Source organism: Chryseobacterium rhizoplanae, assembly GCF_900182655.1.
In the GTDB taxonomy this organism is placed as follows: domain Bacteria; phylum Bacteroidota; class Bacteroidia; order Flavobacteriales; family Weeksellaceae; genus Chryseobacterium; species Chryseobacterium rhizoplanae.
This window is the reverse complement of record NZ_FXTC01000006.1, coordinates 140,946-162,615: the sequence shown is the minus strand read 5'-3', so window position 1 is coordinate 162,615 and position 21,670 is coordinate 140,946. Positions and strand designations below refer to the sequence as shown.

Here is a 21,670-nt window from a genome sequence, read left to right as displayed (position 1 = left end):
ATGGATACAACAATTATTAATATTTTCTGCCTTATTCTCCTGTTTATAGGAATATTGGGAACATTTCTTCCTGTTTTACCAGGGCTTTTATTAAGCATCTGCGGGCTTTTGATTTATAAATTCGGGACGGATGCGGATCTTCCCATGATCTATATCTGGGCTTTCGGGATTCTTACTGCAGCATCTGTAGTGTTAAGTTATGTCATTCCTGCAAAAACCAACAGAAAATACGGAGGTACGCGCTGGGGAAGCATCGGGTCTGTTATAGGAACCATTGTTGGTATATTTATTCCGATTCCCTTAGGCTTCCTTATCGGAATGTTTGCAGGGGTATTTATTGGGGAATTACTTCATGACAGTAAGGATATGAATAAAGCTTTACAATCTACCAAAGGAGCACTTATTGGATTCATTTACGGAACTGGATTCAGTTTTGTGGTGGGAGTGGCAATGTTTTTGGTAGTACTTCTTAATATGTTTAACGTTATTTAATTAAAATATAAGAAACTATGTTCCATAAAGTTATCATACTCAGTCTGGGAATATTTGCATTAACCGGATGCGATGCCCAAAAGAAATCTAAGATGAACACAAAAGCTACTGAAATGCCAGCAAGCACAAAAACGACAAGTACAAATAATCAACAGGATGGCATTCTCTATCTTAACGAAGGAGAAAATAAGTTCTTAAGAGAATACCAGATGAATGTGACGTTCAAAGGGGTTTCTGAAGACAGCCGCTGTCCTGAAGGAGCCAATTGTATCTGGGCCGGCGTTGCTCTTGCCCAGGTGGAAGTAATGGGAACTTCTACACGACCAATGATCCTGAACCTGGCCAGCGCAGATTATCCGGGAAGAGATTACCACCAGTCGGCAGAATTTAATGGATATATTCTTACACTACAAGATGTTTCCCCATCCCCAAAATCTCAGGATGGTACAAAAGCACTGACAGGAAAGTATAAAATCGGGATTACAATAAAAAAGGTAAATCCATCAACTGATTCTACCAGGAAATAGGCTTCTTCCCTTTGGAAACAAGATACTCATTAATTTTTGAGAAAGGCTTGCTTCCAAAAAAACCTCTATACACGGAAAATGGTGAAGGGTGTGCCGATTTCAGAATAAAATGCTTAGCCGGATCTATGAGTTCGGCTTTTTTTTGTGCAAAAGCGCCCCACAAAACAAATACTACATTCTCTTTTTTGTCTGAAATTTCTTTAATAATAAAGTTCGTGAATTTTTCCCACCCCAGATCTTTATGGGAATTGGGAGAATGAGCGCGAACCGTTAACGTTGCATTCAAAAGTAAAACCCCTTGCTTTCCCCAGTCATCCAGTTCTTTGGAAGTTCTTACCACTCCTAAATCATCTTTTAACTCAATAAAAATATTCTTAAGTGATGGCGGTGCGGCAACCTGTTCAGAAACAGAAAAACATAAACCATTGGCCTGAAAATCATTATGGTAAGGATCCTGCCCGATAATAACCACCTCAATATCATCAAAAGCCGTCAGCTCCAGCGCTCTGAAAATCTGATTCTTCGGTGGAAAAACTTTAGTGGTTGCATATTCATTCTTTACTTTCTCCCAAAGGGTTGTAAAGTATTCTGTACTCTTTATTGGGGCTAAAATTTCTGTCCACGTCATATTGCAAAAATAATAATATTAAAATAAGAGTCTATATTATACTTTAAATATCTTCAGTTTTCTTTCGATCAGCATATAAGAAATATAAGACAGCAGCAACGAAAAAGATATTAATAAAAGATTATTAAGATGATAATTACTGACAACAGCGAAATCCTGCTTCTTTACAATATAATGGATAATATATAATGAATAAGAGATATTTCCCAGGAAATAAACTGGTTGGGTTTCCAAAAATGTTTTTACATAGTTTTGCTTCCCTTCATACAGATATTTTATCATAAATGCTGACAACAAAGGAATAAACAATAGTCCTTTTTCCACAAACAACATGGATACAAACAAGATAAGAATGATATAAATAATGAGGTTTTCTTTTTTCATTTTAGATTGTGGCAAAAGAGCAACTCCAATTCCAAGAAAATAAGAGGAAACTGTTCTTAACAAAGAAACAAGACCATAAGGAAGATCAAGATATCTTGGTGATTCTCCTACTTCCATGGGGTGTTCAGAACCTATGTACAAATTGCCGGGTAAATAAGGAAGTACAAATCTCAAAATCAAGCTTGCAATAATTAAAACTTCGCTTCGTATCTTATAATGCAGGATAAGCCACAGCATAAAAGGAAAAATTAAATAGCAAACCCATTCTGTACTGAGTGACCAGTAAACAACATTCAGCAGATAATCAGGATTAAAAAAACATTGTAATAATGTGGCATTTATAAAGAATCCGCTGATAGTACTTTTCTCTAAAAACAAAACAATAAAAATGACTGATATAATGTATACAGGATAAATTCTATTGATCCTTTTTTTATAAAAAGCCTCTATTACTTTATAATTCAGTTCTTTAAATTTCTCCGCATAAGAAACAGTGAGTAAAAAAGCACTTAATACAAAAAAGATATCCACTGCCACATATCCCTTCCCTACTATATCCTGAATGAATTCATTCCTAAAAAAGCTAAAATGAAAAAACGCAACCCATAATGCAACAATCCCTCTAAGTCCCGTTAAAGATTTTATTTCATTTTTCATATGCAATTTCAATCAGCGATAAAGATAGAGAAAACCTTTTGGATTTCTAATGATGGCCAGCAGAGAGTCTTTTCAGACTAAAAATAATGTTATCCGGAAAACCTTCATCTTTCTTTCCCTCCAGCAAAATAAAATCATGTTTTAAAAGAATCCCTTTTGAATTTTCATTTAATTTATTGGTAATAGCCAGAATTTCTTCTAAATTCAATTCATTAAAACCAAAATCCAAAACCGCTTTCAATGCTTCAGACATGATTCCCTGCCTGTGATATTCCGGCAGCAATTCATAGCCAACTTCTGCTGTTTTCCGGTCTTCAGAAAAATTCCACAAACAGATTGTACCGATAAGATTCGGCTGATCCTTTAAAGAAATTCCCAAATAGATGGTCTTGTTATTTTGAGTTCTTTCTTTAATTGTCAGAATAAACTGGAGTGCATCGTAATTATTTTTAGGAGATTTTCTTTTGACGAACTGATTGATCACCTCATTGCTTCGGATTCGCAAAATATCATCAACATAACTTTCGTTGATATCTCTCAGTAATAATCTTTGGGTCTCCAGTTTCATAGATCAAATGTAATAAAAGAATATCATTGGTTTATTTTTAGCGTTAAAAATTTTAAATCTCCAGTTAATTTATTCTGTAAATCTCTCAGATATACGTAATAATCAAAATTCTCACTAAATTTGCACTGTGTATATAGATAAAGAAGATTTAGACGAATTAGAGTTTCCGCAATTGCTCGCGGAAATCTCCCCATTTGCGTATTCTCCGAAAACAAGAGAAAAAATTCTTCAACTTCGCCCAATGGAAATAGACGAGGCGGAACTTTCGTTAAAAAAAACGTCGGAATATCTGTCGAGTTTTGAAAGTTCAAATGCGATTCCGTTTGATGAATATGAAGATATTGAAAGTGAGCTGAAATTGATGCTGATTGAAAACTACCGTTTGGAAAATGCTGCTTTCATCAAAATAAAAACCATCACGGAACAGATCGGAAAACTGCAGAAGTTCTTTCCTACCATGCCGGAAACATTTCCTACTTTATTAGATGAGGTTTCTGTACTGGAATTCAGAAAAGAGATCATTGATAAAGTAGATAAGGTTTTTAACCGTTTTGGTGAGGTAAAAAATGAAGCTTCCCCTGCTTTGAAAGGCATAAGAACTGAAATTCAGCTTGCCAAAAAAGCGATCCAGGAAAATTTCAACCGAGCACTTACCACGTATGGACAGAGTGACTTTTTGGATGACATACGGGAAACCATTATTGATGACCAAAGGGTTCTGGCTGTAAAATCAGGATTCAAAAAAAGAGTACCCGGAAGAACGCTGGGAATTTCCAAAACAGGCTCCATTACTTACATCCAGCCGGACAGTGTTGTAAAGCATTACTTCAAGCTTCGTGAAAGTGAAGAGGAAGAGAAAAAAGAAATCGACAAAGTTCTCCGACAGCTTACCGCAGAACTGGCAGAGTTTCAACCTCAGCTATGGAGATATCAGGTGTATATTTTTGATCTTGACCTTACAAGAGCGAAAGCTAAGTTTGCTGATTTGGTGAACGGAATTCTTCCAAAGATCAACCGTCACAAGACATTGAAACTTAAAGATGCCTACCATCCTTTATTATGGCTGAGAAATAAAGTAGAGAATAAAACGATTCACCCTCAGACTCTTGCTTTAACGGAACATAACAGAATCATTTGTATTTCCGGGCCTAATGCCGGTGGAAAATCCATTACCCTGAAAACAGTAGGACTATTGCAGCTGATGATCCAGAGTGGTATTCTGGTTCCGGTTCATCCCAAATCTGAAATGTTTTTCTTTGAAAAAATTATGACTGACATTGGTGATAATCAATCCATTGAAAACCACCTATCGACCTATTCATCAAGATTGAAGAAAATGTCCGGAATTATCCGTGAGGCTGATGCGAATACACTTCTGTTGATTGATGAATTCGGTACCGGTTCTGACCCTGAACTTGGAGGTGCTCTGGCAGAGAGTTTCATGGAGTTTTTCTATGACAAAAAGAGTTTCGCGATTATTACCACTCACTACACCAATATTAAGCTGGTGATAGAACAGCTTCCCAATGCCCAGAATGCAGCCATGCTCTTCAATGAAGAAACACTGGAGCCGATGTATAAACTGGAAGTAGGCCAGGCAGGAAGTTCATTTACCTTTGAAGTTGCGGAAAAAAATAAAATTCCAAGATTTATAATTCATTCTGCCAAGAAAAAGGTGGAGCACGATATCGTTAATCTCGACAAGACTATTGTAAAGCTGCAGCAGGAGAAATTTGAAGTTGAAAAACTGAAATCCGATCTTGCGGAAAGAAAAGAGTCTGTAGAAGATAAGCGTGACAATCTTCAGAAACTGAATGATCAGCTTCAGCAGAAACTGTTCAATTTCCAGAAATTATATGAAGAGGAACACCGTAAGCTTCAGTTCGGGAATAAGATTGAAACATTCATCGACAGTTATACAAAAGGAAAATCCAGAAAGGATGTTGTAAAAGACTTTGTAAAACTTCTTGAGCAGGAGAAATTCAGGAAATTAGGGCATGATAAGGATGAAACAAAACGTCTGCAGGTTGTTAAAAGAAAAATCACGCAACAGCTGAAAAAGGAGGAAGTGATTGAAAAAATTGCAGAAACCAATGAAAAACTGGAAGAACAGCGTAAAAGCGACCGTGCTATTTGGATGAAAATCGGACAACGTGTTCGTATTACGGGAAGTACCAGTGTGGGAACCATTGAAAAGATTTCCAGAAACAAGGTAATTGTCAACTATGGAACCTTCAAGACAACGATTAATGCGGATGAACTTGAGAGAATTTAATTAATCTTAAATGAGTTCATTTTTAAACTCATTTACGCAAATACTAAGAGAGAGCACCAAAAAGGTACTCTCTCTTTTTTTGTTTCTTATTTCTTAATGAATTTTAACCGGATTGCACTGTTTTTATCTTTCAATTGAATAAAATAAATTCCTTCGGATAAATGACTAAGGTTTACTTTATGATCAGAAACTTTTCCTTCACCTGATTTCTGCCCCAATACGTTATAAATTTTATAATCCGTTGCTTCTGAAATCCCGGAGATATTTAAAACATCGGATGCCGGATTAGGATAAATTTCCGGTTTTACAGACTTCCCTGATTCTTTCACTCCAAGTGTTAAATTTATCAAGTCCACTCCATAATCTTCAACTTCTCCATAGGTAAATGTACTACAGGCATCTGCAGGCATCGTTTGATTTGTAACAACCCTCATGGTTACGCCACAAGGTATCAATGCTGCCAGACTTGGAATCGTAAAAACAGACACTGCCGGAGCAGCCTGAGTGATATTATTGGCCACCATAACTCTTTCTGTAGATTCGAAAATTCCGTTGGCATTGAGATCTATCCATGCTGTTACAGTTGTTGTACCCGGAGTACCGGTCCATGTATTGGCTACTGAAAGTTTATTTCCTGTACTTCCTATATAAAGCTTTACCCTACGGCTCAGATCACTTCTGTAATCTGTGTAATTGGAAGCGCCGGAATCGCTTATCATTGGAAATGCTACTCCGGAAGAAGTTACTGTAACGTTGGAGATATGCATCATACTGGTATCTGTAGAGGCACTTGAACAGTAATTCAGTGTTGTTGTAAAAAATATAGGGTTCGACCACATTCCCTGGGTAGTGCATATTTTTGCTACCTGCACTTCATAAACTGTACAAGGCTGCAGATTCGTAATAGTAAATGAATTTTGCCCCGGTGTAGGAGTAGCTATCATCCAGGTAGTAGTTCCGGGTATTCTGTATCTGATGAAATTATTCGGGGTATCCGGATCAGCGGTCCATGTGACAGTTCCGGAGGTAAGGGTTATATTGGACATCTGAACACCGGTGAGAACGTTCGTATCACAATAAAATAAAGATTCTGATCCTGCTTCTATTTTGTTTTCTGCCTGAAAGCTGGAAATCCCCAAAATAAAAGAGAATACATAAAGTAGTTTTTTTGTCATGTTTATTAGTTTTAAAATTCTCTTGAAAAATAGGGATTTTATAGAATATACTTAATATTTACACCAGATATTATTGTATTTTTTTAATACTTTTAAATTATACACGTAAAAAACATATCCATTCAACAGAATATCACTGCCAAAAGCTCTTTCTTATTATTGTTTGAAACAAATACAAGATTTTAAAGAACTGCACCTGTATAATTATCTTCCGAAAAGCATTTAATTTATATATTTGGGGATCAAAAAAATTTCATAATGACTTTCATAAACAAAGCATTCTATGTATCGGCCTTGAGTATTTTTTCTTTAGCCTTTGTAAAGGGGCAGAATAAAGTTCCTTTCGGAGTGGTAAAAGCTGAAGAAGGATATGCCAATGTACGGGTTCATAAAGACAATTACAGGAAAATTGTAGACAAGATCCGTATGCGTAAAGGAGATGTATTTGTTTATGTAAAGCCTGCTCCCGGAGAAACAGAATGGATCTGGATCAAATATCCTGAAAAACAGGATGAAGACAAACCATTTGTACGCTATGAAACTCTTGATAAAGAAGGAATGGTTAACAAAGAGCGTATTGCTTATATTGATCAGCTTCCAGCCTATACTCCTTCCAAATCCAAAAACGGAAAGTCACTTATTTTTACAGATAATTCTGATCCTAAAGTCCCTACTGCCCAAAGAAGCAAAGTAGTAATTGACATCTACCCTTCCAACGCAGGCTATCGTAAGAAAGAAAAAGATGCTGAAGGAAAACTTCTGACCATCGATAAAGTAAAGCCCTGGGGAATCGGAAATGATCTTCCTGAAGGAATGACCGAAATCAAATCAATCAGAGTACAACAGCCCGGAAGAGGTTCTGTCTTCGTAAGAGAAGCCATCAAAAATATGTTCCAGCCTACCATGGATTTTGAGAACATTGGCGTAACGTCCCTGGATACCGACAATATTTTCTTATACATGATAAACGGTTCAGGAGAAAACAGATACACCACACTGTGGACGATCAAGAAAGGAAGAGTAATCAGCCAGATTATTTACCATAATCCGGAATAAATTCATTATTTTTGCCCCGAAAAGTTTTAACGCTTATTCATCACAGAAATTGGTTCTGCATCACTGCAGATTAAAAGGGAACCGTGTGAAAATCACGGACTGTCGCGCAACTGTAAGTAACTGAAATCTTTATCAAAGATCCACTGTGCGAGGCATGGGAAGGAGATAAAAGATGTTACAAGTCAGGAGACCTGCCTATTTCTTTAAACAAATAACTTTCGCGATTTGAAGTTGTATTGATCTGATGGATTGTTTCAGGGGTTCTCTAAGTTCCTGTCATTATTCTGTTGTTTTAATATCGTTTTCATTTCGCTTTAATTAATAATGATATATGACTACAGAAGAAAGAATTGAAGCATCCGAAACCAGAATCTTTAAAGCGGTTTTCCCTAACACAACCAATCATTACGATACCCTTTTTGGTGGTACGGCCATGCAGCTGATGGACGAAGTAGCTTTTATTACAGCCACCCGATTTGCCAGAAAAAGAGTGGTAACGGTAAGCAGTGACAAGATCGATTTCAAAAAACCTATTCCTGCCGGAACAATTGTAGAACTGATCGGGAAAGTTTCGTACGTGGGAAAAACCAGTATGAAAGTAAACGTTGAGATCTATACCGAGCAGATGTATTCCTATGAAAGAGAGAAAGCCATTGTAGGTGATTTTACTTTTGTAGCGATTGACGAATTCAAGAAACCAATCCAGATACTATAAATGATAAATTTTCGGGCGGCCAGAGGCCGCCCGAAAATTATTCTATGTTCTTTAATCTATTTCACCACCTTTTCCGTTTCCAGACTTCTATTTAGCAGCAGTTCAAAAGCCTCTCCCATTTCATCCGAAGCCCTGTTGATAGCATTTTCAAGCATATTCCGGATTTGTCTTTCTGTTACTCCGGCTTCCGTCCAGCTTTTTCCTGAAGTATGAGAATTTAAGATAAACGGCATAATTCTGTCAATCCCACACGCAAAAATAGCATCAGGGGTTTTCTCCTCTTCAAACTCAAGCCACAGATTGAAAAACTCTGTACGCAAAGGTTCATCCAGGATTCCAAATATCTTTTGGGCAGATGCTTTCTCTCTCTCAAACTTTCCTACCATTGCTTTTTCATCAAAAATAAAGGTATCACCAGCTTCTATTTCCACCAGATCATGAATAGAAAGCATTCTTATTACTCTCAACAGATCAATATCCGCGCGGTTTTTAGCATACGGAAAAAGCACCTGAGCCAGAATAATAATCTGCCAGGAGTGTTCTGCCGTGTTCTCTCTTCGGGAATCATCAGCATTATAATTCCTTCGCTGTACATTTTTCAAGGCATCCACTGCCAGGATAAAGTCGATTTCTTTCTGAATTTTCATCTTACTTTTTATTTCTGTTATATTGATCTGCCGGATATACCTTTGTTTTGGTAATCCATTTATTATTGATCTTTTCTCTGGTTATTACTTTTACCTGACCTTCAGTGTTCATATCCTCTTCCTTTTCAAAGACTTTATCCAGTCCTTTATTCGGAATAACGGCATATTCAGTGGTAAAAATATCGCAGCACCCGGACTTTCCGTAGGAGACCAGGCGTTTACGTTTCACATCAACATCAAAAATATCAAGGGAACTGGACGCAAGATCCGTAAGTTCTTTACTCTTCACAAAAGCCATTCTGGTACTGTTGAATACATAAACATCATAGGAAGCAGCACTGTAGTTTCCCATATTTCCGTTTCTTACCGCCACATCATCCGTTCCGTCAAAATTAAAATCATTGATGATTACAGAGTTCTGCTTATTCGTCAGCTGAATCATTTTTCCTGGTTTCGGTTGCCCAGCCTGATCTATTTCCAATACCAGATCATCCGATGCAAAAGTCTGTACCTTTGTATTTTTATGATCAAACAATTCTACGGTACCTTTGCCGCTGCATCGTCCATCAGAGCAATTTTCTACCTGGATGATTACATCGTAATTCTTTGACGCATTTTTAACCTCAAACTGATATTGCCCAAAACATAAAGGCCCAAGTAAAACAAAAGCCGATAAATGCTTATATGTATTTAATAGATTCATGGTAATAGTAAATAGATTTAGGTGTTTTTTTTTCCTAACAAAAATACGAATCATAATACCGATCTCAAAATCCCGGCCTTATTATCTGTAAGGATCTGAAACAATTTAACAGCTTTTACATAAAAGAGTATTTAGTGATAGAAGCTGTTTCCCGCTATACGCTCATACTCCTCGCGCCACCCCGAAGCCCCATCTGCTGTGGGGTAACCGCTGCTATCGGGGCTATGATATGAGTAATCGGTAATACGCAATAATTAATAAATGATGTTTTTTCCACCCTATTTCTTTCAATTCCATTTAAAATTTAAACATTTTTTAGATTTTTCCACTCAAATTCGTTTTCATAAAAATTATGACATAAAATTATAAATCTGATTATCAGTAATTTATAATATTTATTTTAAAAATTTCACTACTTTGTATTGCATAATACCATTTTATTTACATATCTTTGTAATGTAAAATCGAAATAGGTACAACTAGCTAGGTTCCGAACTTCGAAAATTATATAACTAATTAACAAAACTTATCAAAGATGAATACCGAAAATACCAAAGCGCAAATGCGAAAAGGAATTCTGGAATTCTGTATTCTAAGTCTCATCAATAATCGCGAAATGTATGTTTCTGATCTTATTGACGAACTGAAAAAAGGAAAACTGGATGTAGTGGAAGGAACCCTCTACCCTCTTCTTACAAGACTTAAAAACGGAGAATTTCTCTCTTACAGATGGGAAGAATCTACAGGAGGGCCACCCAGAAAATATTACCAGATCACAGAAAAAGGAAAACTTTTCCTGGATGAACTTCAAAACACATGGAATGAGCTGACAGCCTCAGTAAACCACATCACTCAACAAAATTAAAAAACAAAGCTATGAACAAGACACTCTCAATAGGACTCGCAGGTTTTTCTTTTACAATAGAAGAACACGCATATATAAAGCTCAGCGATTACCTGAACGCTCTGAGAAGCTCACTGGATGCTTCTGAAGCTGATGAGGTAATGCATGACATAGAAATAAGAATGGTGGAGATCTTCAAAGACTCCCTGGGAAAACGCGAAGTGATCAACGATACCGATGTAGAAAAGGTAATCGCACAGATCGGAAGCCCGGAAAAAATTGAAGAACAGGAGGAAGCTTATTTTTCTGAAAAAACATCTACCAGAAAGAACTATTCAGGAAACAATTATACTGATAAAAAACAACTGTTCCGTGATCCGGAAAAACAAAAAGTAGCAGGGGTTTGTGCAGGGTTAGCTCAATATGTAGGAATGGACATTACTACCATGAGAGCCATCTGGCTGGGAATTTTCGTCTTAGGAATTTTCACCGCAGCCATCTCTTCTTCATTGATCGGTCTTTTATATGTAATCCTTTGGATCGTACTTCCAAAAGCTGAAACAGCGGCAGATTTCCTGAAAATGCAGGGAAAGCCTATGAACTTCGACAATCTTAAGAATGAGTCTAATAAATTGGTTCAGTTTGCCAATGAATCTACTCAGAGGGTCGGAGAAATATACAACGAAAACAAACCTTACATCAATAACGCAGGAAGTGGAGTCTGGAATGTATTCAAGTATATCGTAGGAGGATTCTTCGTATTAATGGCTGTAAGTAGTATCATTGGAGTATTTGTACTATTCGGTCTTTTCGGGATGGATACAGATTTCCCAGGAGCCAATGAAATCAGATTCTATATGGATGACCAGGGACTTGATAAAGTATTGGCAGCCATGATGGTCATCGGAAGCTTAATTCCGGCAATCCTTTTCAGCTTATTAAGTATCAAGATTTTCTCTCCGAAAACAAAACTGAGAAATATCGGATGGGTTGTAGGTGGTCTTTTCCTTATTCTGATTGGTCTAGCAACTTACTTCGGCATCAGCATGGCTAAAAAAGACATGATCTACAGAGGAAGTAAGGAAGATGTAGAGAATGTGGCCATCAACACTCCTTCAGATACAGTATATGTAGATGTAAAGCAGATCAACATTCCTCAGAACTTCAAAGCTTACAACAATGATATTTATTCTGACAAAAGAACAGTTTTCGAAGAAGATTATATCTCAGTAGATGTAACAAGAAAGCCAGATATTAAAACACCTTATCTGATCATCAAAAAAGAAGGAAAAGGATATAATTTCCCAATCCAGATGACAGTTCCTGTAGAAGTTGTAAACAATAAAATACTTCTTCCAAACTATATCAAATATCCATATGAACACAGATTCAGAGATTATAGCCTGAATTATGAACTTGTAGTTCCGCAAAAAACAGTTGTTATCTCTATGAAAAAAGACGGTATCCATATAGATGGAGATTTAGACGGAGACGGCATCAATGATGAAGATCAGGACGGGGATGAAGACCATAACGGTGTTAGAATTGAAAAAAACAAAATCACGGTAAACGGTTCCAGCATTGAGTACAACTCTGATGATCAGGACAGTATCATCGTAAACGGTAAAAAAGTTCCGAACAACCAGGCAAAGAAAGTAATTGATTCTGCAGTGTCCAATATCAAAAAATCAAATAAAGATATGGACATCAAGATCAAAGACGGAAAAAACGAAATTTCCATACAAACTAAATAATTAACTTCAGAGAGTGGTTAGAAGGTGTGGGTGGATGGCAACCGTTTGAAATTCACACCCTTCTTCTCTCAGAAAAGTGAAAATAAAGCTATATTTAGTTTCTTATGTAAAAAAAAAGTTTTAATTTCGTAGAGCTAAAATTTAATAACCAATCAACCAAAAACACAGCCTTATCATGATACAATTTGCAATGGAATTCGTAATGAAAATCGTAGATTTAATTAGCGGTTTGTTTTAAGAGCGATAATATTTCAATATATTTGTAAAGTATAACCAAAATTTGGTTATACTTTTTTGTTTTTAATTCAAGAAATCTATGAAAAAGCTGATAGGCAAAGCAATGTTAAAAATATTAGGCTGGAAGGTCGTTCTGCAGGGCGATGTCAACAACCTGAACAGGTGTATCCTTGTGGTGGCACCGCACACCCATAATATGGAATACATTTTAGGAAATTTCGCCTATTGGTCCCTGGAAAAGCCTTTAAAAATCATTATTAAAGATGCCCACACCAAAGCCTGGTACGGAAGCCTTGTAAAAGGACTTGGAGGTATCGGGATCGACAGAAGCCAGAAAAATGACCTGGTTAATTTCGTAGCCAAACAGTTTGCTAAAGAAGATTTCAGTCTTGTTATTACCCCGGAAGGAACCAGAAGCTGGGTTCCGAAATGGAGAAAAGGATTTTATCATATGGCATTAGCCGCAAAAGTTCCTATCGTACTGGCCGCAGGTGATTTCAAAAGAAATATTGTTTATCTGGGGTATACCATTCCGTATGAAAGAATAGCATCCGTCCCTTTTTCAGAAATCATGCAGGAAATTCAGGACTATTATGTGAAAAACGATATTGTCCCAAAAGTTCCGGAAAACTGGAATCCCAATATTATGGGAACAGGAACTGAACAGAATTAGTTGCCAGATGCCAGATGCCAGATGCCAGATGCCAGATGCAAATTAAATCAATTATAAGAAATGAAAGGTCAGACAAAAGAAGAAATATTAGAATTCATCAATAACTGGGGTGATGTAACGCTTGCAAAAACCCTTGAAATAAAATTCATTGATATTGATCTCGAAAATGAAACCCTTACCGCCACGATGCCTGTTCTTCCGAGAACTCACCAGCCGTTTGGGATCATGCACGGAGGAGCAAGCTGTGTTTTGGCTGAAACTTTAGGGTCAAGCCTGTCCAATATATTTATCGATGGTGAAAAATATTACGGAGTAGGAACCAATATCAATTCCAATCATTTAAGAAGCAAAAAGGACGGAATTGTAACTGCTACAGCACGCTTTATCAGAAAAGGAAAAACCATGCACGTTTCAGAAATTGAAATCCGTGACGAAAAAGGGGTTTTGATCAATCATACTACGATGACTAATAATATCATTAACAGATAAGTTACCACAGCATAAAAAATAAAGAGCTTAAAGTAAATTTAAGCTCTTTTTATTTTGACATTTTTAAGACTAGTAATACCTTTGCATAAAGGAAAATTACTCCGGAAATTCGTTAGTATTTCCGGTCGTTGATTTTCAAAATTCCTTCATAACTCATGATTTATTTCAAACTTCCTTTCGACGAAAGACTACTGTCTGCCGATGAAAAAAACATAAAAAATGCAGTCAATTTTCATTCCTACAATGGTTCAGAGCAGATCAGCTTCCATGGAAATATTGTGGAAGTTAATTCTGAAGAATTTGCCCATACTTCAATCACAAACGAAGGATTGATCAATGGTCCAACAAATTCTATTGCTGAAACAAAGAAAGAATATTGTCAAACATTACAGGAAGTGATTGAAGTAATCAAAGAAAACAATCTTCCCAAACTTGTTTATTCAAGAAGAAAGATCTTTACGGATTTTAATACCATCAATTATAAAGAGAGCTTTAAAAACCTCTGCAAATCTTACCCAAATGCTTTCAGGTATCTTTTTAATAACGGAGAAAATGCCTGGATGGGTGCTTTTTCCGAGCTATTAGGGAAATTCAATAAATCTACCCATCAGTTTGAAACTATGGCTTTAGCAGGCACTCTTCCGGTATCTGAAGAATGGTCTGAAAAAGAAATTGAAGAACAAAAACCCGTTACTACTTATATTCAGGGTATTCTTAAAAATTATTCTGACAATGTAAATCAATCGGAAACCTATGATCATATTTCCGGTAATATAAAACATCTGAGAACGGATTTTAAAACTACAATCAAACCGGAGGATCTTGATAAACTCATTCAGGATCTGCACCCCACTCCGGCTGTCTGTGGAATTCCTAAAGATTTCTGCAATGAAAACATTCGTAAATACGAAAAATTTCCACGCGAATTCTATGCCGGCTATATTAAAATCGAAACTGAAGAGAGTATTCTGTATTTTGTAAATCTACGTTGTGCAAGGCTTTATAAAAACGCTGTACATATTTTTGCAGGAGGGGGAATCACAGCGCAAAGCAATCCTGAAAAAGAATGGACCGAAACAGAACTGAAGTCTGAAGCTATATTAAAAAACCTGGTGATTTCTTAGAGGATAAAAAAAGAGACATTCAGCACAATATCTTATTATTTAACCAAATATTTCACAAATTCTCACAGAGATGTTGAGTATATTTTTCTTTGCTAAGTGTAACGCCCTTGCTAACGACTCCAATGCTATTCATTAAAGCTTTGCGAATATTGCGTTGGAATTATGTTTTGGCTAAAGCCAATGGAATGGTATATAATGTGAAAACGGGCTAAAGCCCGCTCCTATTGATCCAAAAAACAGTATTGAAATCTAATGGCAACAATTCCCTGCTACCCGCCACCTACAACCTATAACCTAATCTCTGCTACCTAATAAAAATACAAAAACCTCCTTCAAAAAGAAAGAGGTCTGTATCTATATTGAAAAGATTCAATTTATTTCTTTACACCGATTCTGCTCCAGGTATCCATTACAAAAAGCAGGATAAGACCTATTGCAGCTGCTGATGCTGAAAATACAAATCTTACGTTATCTTCATCTCCTAAGATATCTGTTGTCTGCCAGTTGATCGCATAAAGATTGATGGCGATGAATACAATAAACAGTACTAAAAATACTTTATAAAACTTCTTCATGACTCTTAAAAATTAATATAATTCTGCACCAACTGGGCAAAATTTGCGGTGAATAATTTAATTGAAATTGCCAAAAGGATAATTCCGAAAACTTTCTGAAGGATCATCAAAGTAGCGTCCCCAATTTTTCTCTCCAACCATTTCGCTGATTTCAGCACCAAATATACGAAAATTGTATTAAGAACAATTCCGAGGATAATATTAATATCATGAAATTCAGCTCTCAGGGACAGTGCTGTAGTTAACGTTCCAGCTCCAGCAACCAGCGGAAATGCGATGGGTACAATAGATGCGGCCTTTGCTTCAGTTGTTTTATTGATTTCAATTCCTAAAATCATTTCCAGGGCTATGACAAAAATCACAAAAGCACCGGCAATGGCAAAAGAATTTACGTCTACTCCAATAAGCTTAAGAATCTTATTTCCTACGAAAAGGAAAACAATCATAATAGCACCGGCAGTAAGTGCAGCCCTTCCAGCCTCAATCTGTCCAAACTTCTGCTGAAGACTTACGATAATGGGAACCGAGCCGATAATATCGATAACGGCAAAAAGAACCATAAAGCTGGTAACGACCTCTTTAAAAGAGAAACCATCAAGAATTTCCATCTCTTTGTAATTAAAAATTTCGCAAAAATATGAAAATAAACTGACTATTTGCTAATTTGTGAATACAAATTAACAATTGTTTTCAAAAGTTCTTCAAGTGCATCAGCAGATTTCACAGGATTATATTTTTCCATCTGAACTCTCTGCTGCAATTTGTTGTAGTCTTCTGCAACTGAAGCGCCTTTGTGTTTTTCAAGAAAAGTCTTAAACTCTGCTGCAGAGCCTTGGAAATACTGACTTCTCACTTCCTGATCCAATTCCTCCAGTGTTGTAAAGAACTTTTCGTACTCACCGTTATCTTTAAGATTTTCCAGGTATCCGAAGTAATCATTGATATCTGTCTTCAGCAATTCTCTGATCTCTTTTTCTGTTTCAGCCACTGAACCTAAAGGTTTTGACGGTACACTTTCCCTAACTAATGTACGTTTTTTTTGCCAATTTTTAAATAACAGATAAGCAACAAATAAGCTTATTAAAATGGCAATATTTGTTAAAAGGATATTCCAGTGGAATTTACTTTTTTCTTTTACTTTAAATGAAGTCGTTTTTAAAACCGGAGTATTCACCGTTTCCAGAAGGTTATTGGTATACTCATTTACCTTTTCTACCGTAGAGCGGGCTTCCAGGATCTGATCGTGAGAAAAGGCATTCAGATCCAGTGTTTTTTGTCCCAGATCTACATATTCTTTGTTTTCAGGATCAAAGAAAGCAAATTGTTCAGTTTTAATAGAGATTGCCCCTGATTTTTTTGGAATAATGACATAATTTGCCAGAATCTCACCCTTCATTCCTGTAGTTCCCGGAGAAACTTTGGAGGTTATTTTCGGAGGAAAGATTTCATAATCCGGCGATGCTGCAATTTTAGGAAGTTGCATGTCCGGCAAATTTCCTTCTCCTGAAACCTTCACAACAACATTCAGTGGTTTCTTGGCTTCCGGTTTTTCTTTGGAAGCATTATATACGTTGACATTAAAGTTTCCGACAGCATTTTTAAAACACTCAGGTGCTCCTTCCGGAAGCTTCCTTACATTAATTTTTACTTTATTGGAAACAATCTTGGTTTTATTGGAATAAGTACTTACAGAAGCTGATACCCCTGGAACTTCCACATATCCGGCTTCATTAGGAAATACCATAAACATAGCCAGCACCTGCGAAGGCATATTTCCATATCCGGACGGATCTATCTCAGATTTATCAAAATTAATAGGATGTACATTGATATTATCCTGCTGTGGAAGATGGATATTCTTCACCTTTCTAAGGTTATCCATATTTCTTGAGTATACTCTAAGAACAGCTACTGTAGGCTGATCCTGATAGACTTCCCGGTCATCAATTTCCATATTCAGATAGACATCATTGGATGTATTGGCCGCTAATGATCTTCTGTCAACAATATCACGGATATTGACGTCGAAAGGTTCTGTTTTATAGATTCTGTTGTTTACTGTAACCAGAACTGAACCAATCTTTATTTTTCCTTTTTTCTTAGGTTCAAGGGCAATTCTGGATACTTTTTGGGTAATTAAAGTATTGGTCGCAGGATCAATCACGGTATTGGTAACAGATCCGCTTCCTATGATATTAAACTTTGAAAGATCCGGAAGCTGGAAACCTGTCTGCTGTACAAGGTCACTTCCGTTAAGTTCAAGAACAATGGTAAGGTTTACAATATCTTTCCCTCCATACTCAGATTTATCAGCATCCAGAGTAAGATTTACCTGTCCGTAAGTAATTACGGATGCGAGGGTAAGCAATATGTAAATCAATTTGTGCTGCATCACCAATCTTTCTCGTTGCTTTCAGGCATCGAATAAGAATTTTTGTTTAAAATTCTTCTGGCGGTTTCTTTTTCTTTTTCGTTTATTTTATCTAAGATCGCATTTTCAAGATTCTTAGGCATTCTGCCTTCATTATTCTGATTCTGCTTAGGATTATCACCTTGGTCGCTTTTACCTTCGTTTTGCGGGCCATTTCCCTGATCCTGTTTTTTGTCTTTGTCGCCTTTCTGATCGTCACCTTTGTTCTGATCATTTCCGCCGCCGCCTTTTCCTGAGTTGTTCTCCTGGTTCTTTTGTTGTTCTTTTTCTTTCTCTTTCAGCTTGGCAATCTCATAATTTTTTCTGGTTACCTCACTGTAGGGATCCTGCTTTAAAGCTTTCTTATAAAAATCAGCAGCTTTTTCCGGCTGGTTCATCTGCATATAAGCATTCCCTAAATTATGAAGAGCGGCAGTTTTATCAGGAAGTGTTTGTGAAAGTTTCTCTGCTTTTTCAAACTCCGTTTTTGCCTCTTCGTATTTTTTACTTTTATAGAGTGCATTCCCCATATTATAATGAGCAGTAAAATCTTTATCATTGGATTTTATGGCTTCCATATATTTTGAAGAGGCTCCGTCATAATCTTTACCGTCAAATTTCTGATTGCCTTCATGAACCAAATTCCTGTAGCTTTCCTGCCCAAACAACAAGCCTGAGAATGAGATGACAACAATAAACGATAAAAATATGATTTTAGTATTCATCACTTGCAAAATTATTCCTTTATATGTTAAGAAACAGAGTTTTATTTGTTAAAATTCGGTTAAAGTACTTGTAGAATTTCTTCTATAAATAAGGGAAATCTACACATTAAAATCCTTTTTAGGATTAAAAATATAAATTAAAAAGAAAAACAGAATAGATACTGCAAGGAAATATTGATAATAATGAATGGCATTCTGTGATTTCACCATAGTTTCAGCGCCTGCAGACTTTTTATTGACTGCATCAACAATTCTGTCCGGCGCTTCATTGATATTATTACCGTCAATATAAGTTCCGTCTGTAGATTCTGCCATTTTCTTTAAGGCTTCGGTCTGTCTCTTTGAAATAACTGTGCCTCCGTTCACATCTGTTTTGTACCCCATCAGCTGTCCGAATACATATTCCGGAACCGGAGCACCTTCATCCGTACCGATTCCTACGGAAGTAATGCTAATTCCTTCTTTATTCGCCAGTCTTATCGCAGCATTATCATTTCCTTCGTTATCTTCACCATCACTCAGCAGGATTACTTTTCTGGATCCTTTGCTTACATTTTTAAATTTATCTACGGCAGCCTGCATCCCTTTCAGAAAATCTGTCCCCTGAATCTGCATAGAATTGGTTTCAATCCCGCTGATATAAGTCTCTGCAGAATTATAATCTGTGGTAAGAGGCATGATGGACATTGCGTGCCCGGCAAAGATGACGATACCTACCTTATCATTATTCATTTTCTTCATCGTGGCCGTCATCAGGTTCTTAGCTTCTGTAAGACGGCTTGGGTCTATATCTTCAGCATTCATAGAGTTGGATACATCCAGCATGAAGATCACATTGTTGAGTTTCTGAGTACTTTTCACCTCTTCTGAACCATTTAAAAGATCAATGATGGAAAATATCAGAAACAATGTTCCTAATAAATATAATGCAGGAAAAAACTTCGTAAATCCTGATCTCTTTTCAAATAAGTTATCATGAAACTGGTTGGCTGCAAAAATTTCCCTTCTCGTTTTTCGCCATTTTAAAAAACGGATCAAAAAGGTAGCTAACAGCGGCAGAAGCAACAGTAAAAATAAATACCAATAATTTCCTAAAGACCAACTCATCAGCTTAAAATTTTATAAAACACCCATCTCAATAATGCGTCAAATACCAACATTCCTAAAGCAATCCAAAGAAATATCTTGAAATATTCTTCATAATTGTACAGTTTGGAAACTTTCACATCCGATTTTTCCAGTTGGTTGATCTCATCATATACTTCTTCAAGACTACTGTTTGAGGTTGCCCGGAAATATTTTCCTCCCGTAGTCTGTGCAATTTCTTTCAAGGTATTTTCATCAATGGTCACTTCGGTTTCCGTAAAGATAAGATCTCCAAAAATGTCCTGTGATGTAGGCATCAGAGCATACCCATTGGTCCCGATTCCGATTGCATATACCTTTATATTATTATTTTTTGCCAGTTCAGCAGCAACCTGCGGAGGAATAGCATTCTGAATATTGCTTACCCCATCCGTCATCAGGATGACCACCTTACTTTTGGCTTTGCTTTTAACCAAATGATTCACTGCAACAGAAAGACCTTCTCCAATGGCTGTACCTGGTTCAAGGCCCGCAGAATTCAGGTTTTTAATTTCATCAATAACCACCTGATGGTCTGAAGTCACAGGAACTTTCGTGAAAGCTTCAGCAGCATAGGCTACAACTCCTATTCTGTCATTGGGACGTTTCTGGACAAATTTCACAGCGATATCTTTCAATGCTGTAATTCTGTCGGGATTCAGATCTTTTGCAAGCATACTTAATGAAACGTCAATGGACAGCATAATATCTACTCCCTTTGTATCATCCCTGTCCTGAGAAATCGTAAATGTTCTCGGTCTGGCCATAGCAATGATCAAAGCAGTAAGAATGATATACTTTGAAATTTTCAGGAAAAAAAGGACGCCCCGGATTCCATCGCTGTGATCCATATTTTTTATGGTAGGCACTTTTATACCTTTTCTTTTCCGTTTTCCGGCATCTTTAATAAAGAGCGGGATAAACAGCAGAAAAAGCAATAAGAACCACGGGCTGTAAAACTCAAAATTAAACATCCTTTCTTAAGTTTTCGAATTCTAAATCTTTAGATGATCTTTTCACAAAATCTCTGATATTGGCAAAATCGGTCTCCATTGTATTCTGATCAGGAAAGGTTTTGGCAAATTTCACCAGATCTCCTCTCAGGAATACATCTTCTATTATTTTTTCATTGTCCTGCGAAATTGTATTGTTCTTTTTCATGACATCAATAAGGTCATCTGTAAGAAGAACATCTGCAGGAAGGTGGTATTGTTTGGTAATGAATGTTCTGGAAATATCGATCAGTTCAACATAGAATGAACGGAAATTTCCACCTTCAATATATTTTTTCTTTTTAAGAGAGTCCAGTTCTTTCAACGTCTGGTTGGTGGCAACAACAGGAGAACTTTTTGATTTCCTTCCCCATTTTACAATCATAATAATTGCAATGATTATAGCAATACCTGCCAATGCTGCCAGAATATAAAACTTGTAAAGCTCCCAATAATCTTTAGCTTCCAGTTTCACCTGTTTATTCTTCATGATATCATTGATCTGATCTGCCTTTTGAGCCGTATTAATGACATCTATTTCATAAGGAATGGTTTTAAGTACTTTATCCCCTACTTTGAATTCCAGTTCCGGAATGGTGAATTTTCCTTCATCAAAAACGGCAAATTCAATCTTTCTTTCGTAGGAATTGGCAGTCTGTCCGATGCTGTCTTTGATTTCTTCAAAGTGAAAAGGGAGCAATTCATTTTTCGGAGCGGAAGTTACCTGCTGCTCATTAAGGTTATCAATCTTTATGGTGATATGATTGGTTTCTCCAAGAGCTAGGGTTTTCTTTTCTACGTTAGAGGATAATATCTGTGAAAAAGCATTCGCACAGATCAGAAAAGATAATATTAAAAGTATTTTTCTCAATGTTAAAATAATAAAGGCAAGCGC

Annotated in this window: 23 protein-coding genes and 1 riboswitch; of the genes, 10 read left to right on the top strand and 13 right to left on the bottom strand. The window is 36.6% G+C overall.

Features of this window, described 5'->3' with window-relative positions; translation table 11 throughout:
* Nucleotides 1-492, top strand: coding sequence for a DUF456 domain-containing protein (locus FN817_RS14765; RefSeq protein ID WP_047421150.1), 492 nt, complete (start codon nucleotides 1-3; stop codon nucleotides 490-492).
* Nucleotides 493-509: 17 nt separating this feature from the next.
* Entirely contained in the window at nucleotides 510-1,019 is a 510-nt protein-coding gene (locus FN817_RS14760) for a hypothetical protein (protein ID WP_142718623.1), read from the top strand.
* On the opposite strand, the gene FN817_RS14755 is transcribed toward FN817_RS14760, so the two are convergent.
* Genes FN817_RS14755 through FN817_RS14745 form a run of 3 tightly spaced genes read right to left on the bottom strand, consistent with a single transcriptional unit; the run spans nucleotide 1,006 to nucleotide 3,256 of the window.
* Nucleotides 1,006-1,647: a uracil-DNA glycosylase gene (locus FN817_RS14755; protein ID WP_142718622.1), complete on the bottom strand. Its 642-nt coding sequence runs from the start codon at nucleotides 1,645-1,647 to the stop codon at nucleotides 1,006-1,008. The genes FN817_RS14760 and FN817_RS14755 overlap by 14 nt on opposite strands.
* A gap of 36 nt (nucleotides 1,648-1,683) precedes the next feature.
* Complete coding sequence (locus FN817_RS14750) at nucleotides 1,684-2,688, bottom strand: acyltransferase family protein (RefSeq protein WP_142718621.1); 1,005 nt, start codon at nucleotides 2,686-2,688, stop codon at nucleotides 1,684-1,686.
* A gap of 46 nt (nucleotides 2,689-2,734) precedes the next feature.
* The gene (locus FN817_RS14745) at nucleotides 2,735-3,256 is read right to left on the bottom strand and encodes a GNAT family N-acetyltransferase (RefSeq protein WP_142718620.1); all 522 of its coding nucleotides are present in this window, start codon (nucleotides 3,254-3,256) and stop codon (nucleotides 2,735-2,737) included.
* Between the two features lie 127 nt (nucleotides 3,257-3,383).
* Here FN817_RS14745 and FN817_RS14740 point away from each other — a divergent pair, with 127 nt between their 5' ends.
* Entirely contained in the window at nucleotides 3,384-5,531 is a 2,148-nt protein-coding gene (locus tag FN817_RS14740; RefSeq protein ID WP_142718619.1) for an endonuclease MutS2, read from the top strand.
* Between the two features lie 86 nt (nucleotides 5,532-5,617).
* On the opposite strand, the gene FN817_RS14735 is transcribed toward FN817_RS14740, so the two are convergent.
* Nucleotides 5,618-6,706 carry a T9SS type A sorting domain-containing protein gene (locus tag FN817_RS14735; protein ID WP_142718618.1) on the bottom strand — a complete coding sequence of 363 codons (1,089 nt, stop codon included), beginning with the start codon at nucleotides 6,704-6,706 and terminating at the stop codon, nucleotides 5,618-5,620.
* 258 nt (nucleotides 6,707-6,964) lie between these two features.
* Here FN817_RS14735 and FN817_RS14730 point away from each other — a divergent pair, with 258 nt between their 5' ends.
* Both FN817_RS14730 and FN817_RS14725 read left to right on the top strand, forming a co-directional pair.
* The gene (locus tag FN817_RS14730; protein WP_228451572.1) at nucleotides 6,965-7,762 is read left to right on the top strand and encodes a hypothetical protein; all 798 of its coding nucleotides are present in this window, start codon (nucleotides 6,965-6,967) and stop codon (nucleotides 7,760-7,762) included.
* Nucleotides 7,763-7,795: 33 nt separating this feature from the next.
* Nucleotides 7,796-7,975, top strand: a riboswitch (cobalamin riboswitch).
* Between the two features lie 118 nt (nucleotides 7,976-8,093).
* A complete protein-coding gene (locus FN817_RS14725) occupies nucleotides 8,094-8,477 on the top strand; it encodes an acyl-CoA thioesterase (protein WP_002977578.1) in 384 nt (127 codons plus the stop codon).
* A gap of 56 nt (nucleotides 8,478-8,533) precedes the next feature.
* On the opposite strand, the gene FN817_RS14720 is transcribed toward FN817_RS14725, so the two are convergent.
* Nucleotides 8,534-9,124 carry an HD domain-containing protein gene (locus FN817_RS14720; protein WP_142718617.1) on the bottom strand — a complete coding sequence of 197 codons (591 nt, stop codon included), beginning with the start codon at nucleotides 9,122-9,124 and terminating at the stop codon, nucleotides 8,534-8,536.
* Between the two features lies 1 nt (nucleotide 9,125).
* A complete protein-coding gene (locus tag FN817_RS14715) occupies nucleotides 9,126-9,827 on the bottom strand; it encodes an XAC2610-related protein (protein WP_142718616.1) in 702 nt (233 codons plus the stop codon).
* A gap of 535 nt (nucleotides 9,828-10,362) precedes the next feature.
* On the opposite strand from FN817_RS14715, the gene FN817_RS14710 reads away from it, so the two are divergent.
* The 5 genes from FN817_RS14710 to FN817_RS14690 all read left to right on the top strand — a co-directional run bounded on the left by FN817_RS14710 (nucleotide 10,363) and on the right by FN817_RS14690 (nucleotide 14,948).
* Nucleotides 10,363-10,692 carry a PadR family transcriptional regulator gene (locus tag FN817_RS14710; RefSeq protein WP_047421133.1) on the top strand — a complete coding sequence of 110 codons (330 nt, stop codon included), beginning with the start codon at nucleotides 10,363-10,365 and terminating at the stop codon, nucleotides 10,690-10,692.
* An 11-nt stretch (nucleotides 10,693-10,703) separates the two neighbouring features.
* Nucleotides 10,704-12,425, top strand: coding sequence for a PspC domain-containing protein (locus FN817_RS14705; protein WP_142718615.1), 1,722 nt, complete (start codon nucleotides 10,704-10,706; stop codon nucleotides 12,423-12,425).
* A 316-nt stretch (nucleotides 12,426-12,741) separates the two neighbouring features.
* The gene (locus FN817_RS14700; RefSeq protein WP_142718614.1) at nucleotides 12,742-13,335 is read left to right on the top strand and encodes a 1-acyl-sn-glycerol-3-phosphate acyltransferase; all 594 of its coding nucleotides are present in this window, start codon (nucleotides 12,742-12,744) and stop codon (nucleotides 13,333-13,335) included.
* Between the two features lie 60 nt (nucleotides 13,336-13,395).
* The gene (locus tag FN817_RS14695) at nucleotides 13,396-13,824 is read left to right on the top strand and encodes a PaaI family thioesterase (protein ID WP_047421127.1); all 429 of its coding nucleotides are present in this window, start codon (nucleotides 13,396-13,398) and stop codon (nucleotides 13,822-13,824) included.
* 155 nt (nucleotides 13,825-13,979) lie between these two features.
* Nucleotides 13,980-14,948, top strand: a complete 969-nt coding sequence (locus tag FN817_RS14690; RefSeq protein WP_142718613.1) for a chorismate-binding protein — start codon at nucleotides 13,980-13,982, stop codon at nucleotides 14,946-14,948.
* Nucleotides 14,949-15,322: 374 nt separating this feature from the next.
* Here FN817_RS14690 and FN817_RS14685 read toward each other — a convergent pair whose 3' ends face one another.
* From FN817_RS14685 to FN817_RS14655, 7 genes are all read right to left on the bottom strand, one after another.
* On the bottom strand, nucleotides 15,323-15,523 hold the full coding sequence (locus tag FN817_RS14685; protein ID WP_047421124.1) for a hypothetical protein: 201 nt from the start codon (nucleotides 15,521-15,523) through the stop codon (nucleotides 15,323-15,325).
* A gap of 5 nt (nucleotides 15,524-15,528) precedes the next feature.
* Nucleotides 15,529-16,131, bottom strand: a complete 603-nt coding sequence (locus FN817_RS14680) for a MarC family protein (RefSeq protein ID WP_142718612.1) — start codon at nucleotides 16,129-16,131, stop codon at nucleotides 15,529-15,531.
* 44 nt (nucleotides 16,132-16,175) lie between these two features.
* On the bottom strand, nucleotides 16,176-17,915 hold the full coding sequence (locus FN817_RS14675; protein WP_142718611.1) for a BatD family protein: 1,740 nt from the start codon (nucleotides 17,913-17,915) through the stop codon (nucleotides 16,176-16,178).
* Nucleotides 17,915-18,658 carry a tetratricopeptide repeat protein gene (locus FN817_RS14670; RefSeq protein WP_052186256.1) on the bottom strand — a complete coding sequence of 248 codons (744 nt, stop codon included), beginning with the start codon at nucleotides 18,656-18,658 and terminating at the stop codon, nucleotides 17,915-17,917. The genes FN817_RS14675 and FN817_RS14670 overlap by 1 nt, the downstream gene beginning before the upstream one ends.
* Before the next feature lie 99 nt (nucleotides 18,659-18,757).
* Nucleotides 18,758-19,765, bottom strand: a complete 1,008-nt coding sequence (locus FN817_RS14665) for a vWA domain-containing protein (protein ID WP_142718610.1) — start codon at nucleotides 19,763-19,765, stop codon at nucleotides 18,758-18,760.
* Complete coding sequence (locus FN817_RS14660) at nucleotides 19,765-20,757, bottom strand: VWA domain-containing protein (protein WP_142718609.1); 993 nt, start codon at nucleotides 20,755-20,757, stop codon at nucleotides 19,765-19,767. Before FN817_RS14660 ends, FN817_RS14665 begins: the two co-directional genes overlap by 1 nt.
* Nucleotides 20,750-21,646, bottom strand: coding sequence for a BatD family protein (locus FN817_RS14655; protein ID WP_052186255.1), 897 nt, complete (start codon nucleotides 21,644-21,646; stop codon nucleotides 20,750-20,752). Before FN817_RS14655 ends, FN817_RS14660 begins: the two co-directional genes overlap by 8 nt.
* Nucleotides 21,647-21,670: the final 24 nt, after the last annotated feature.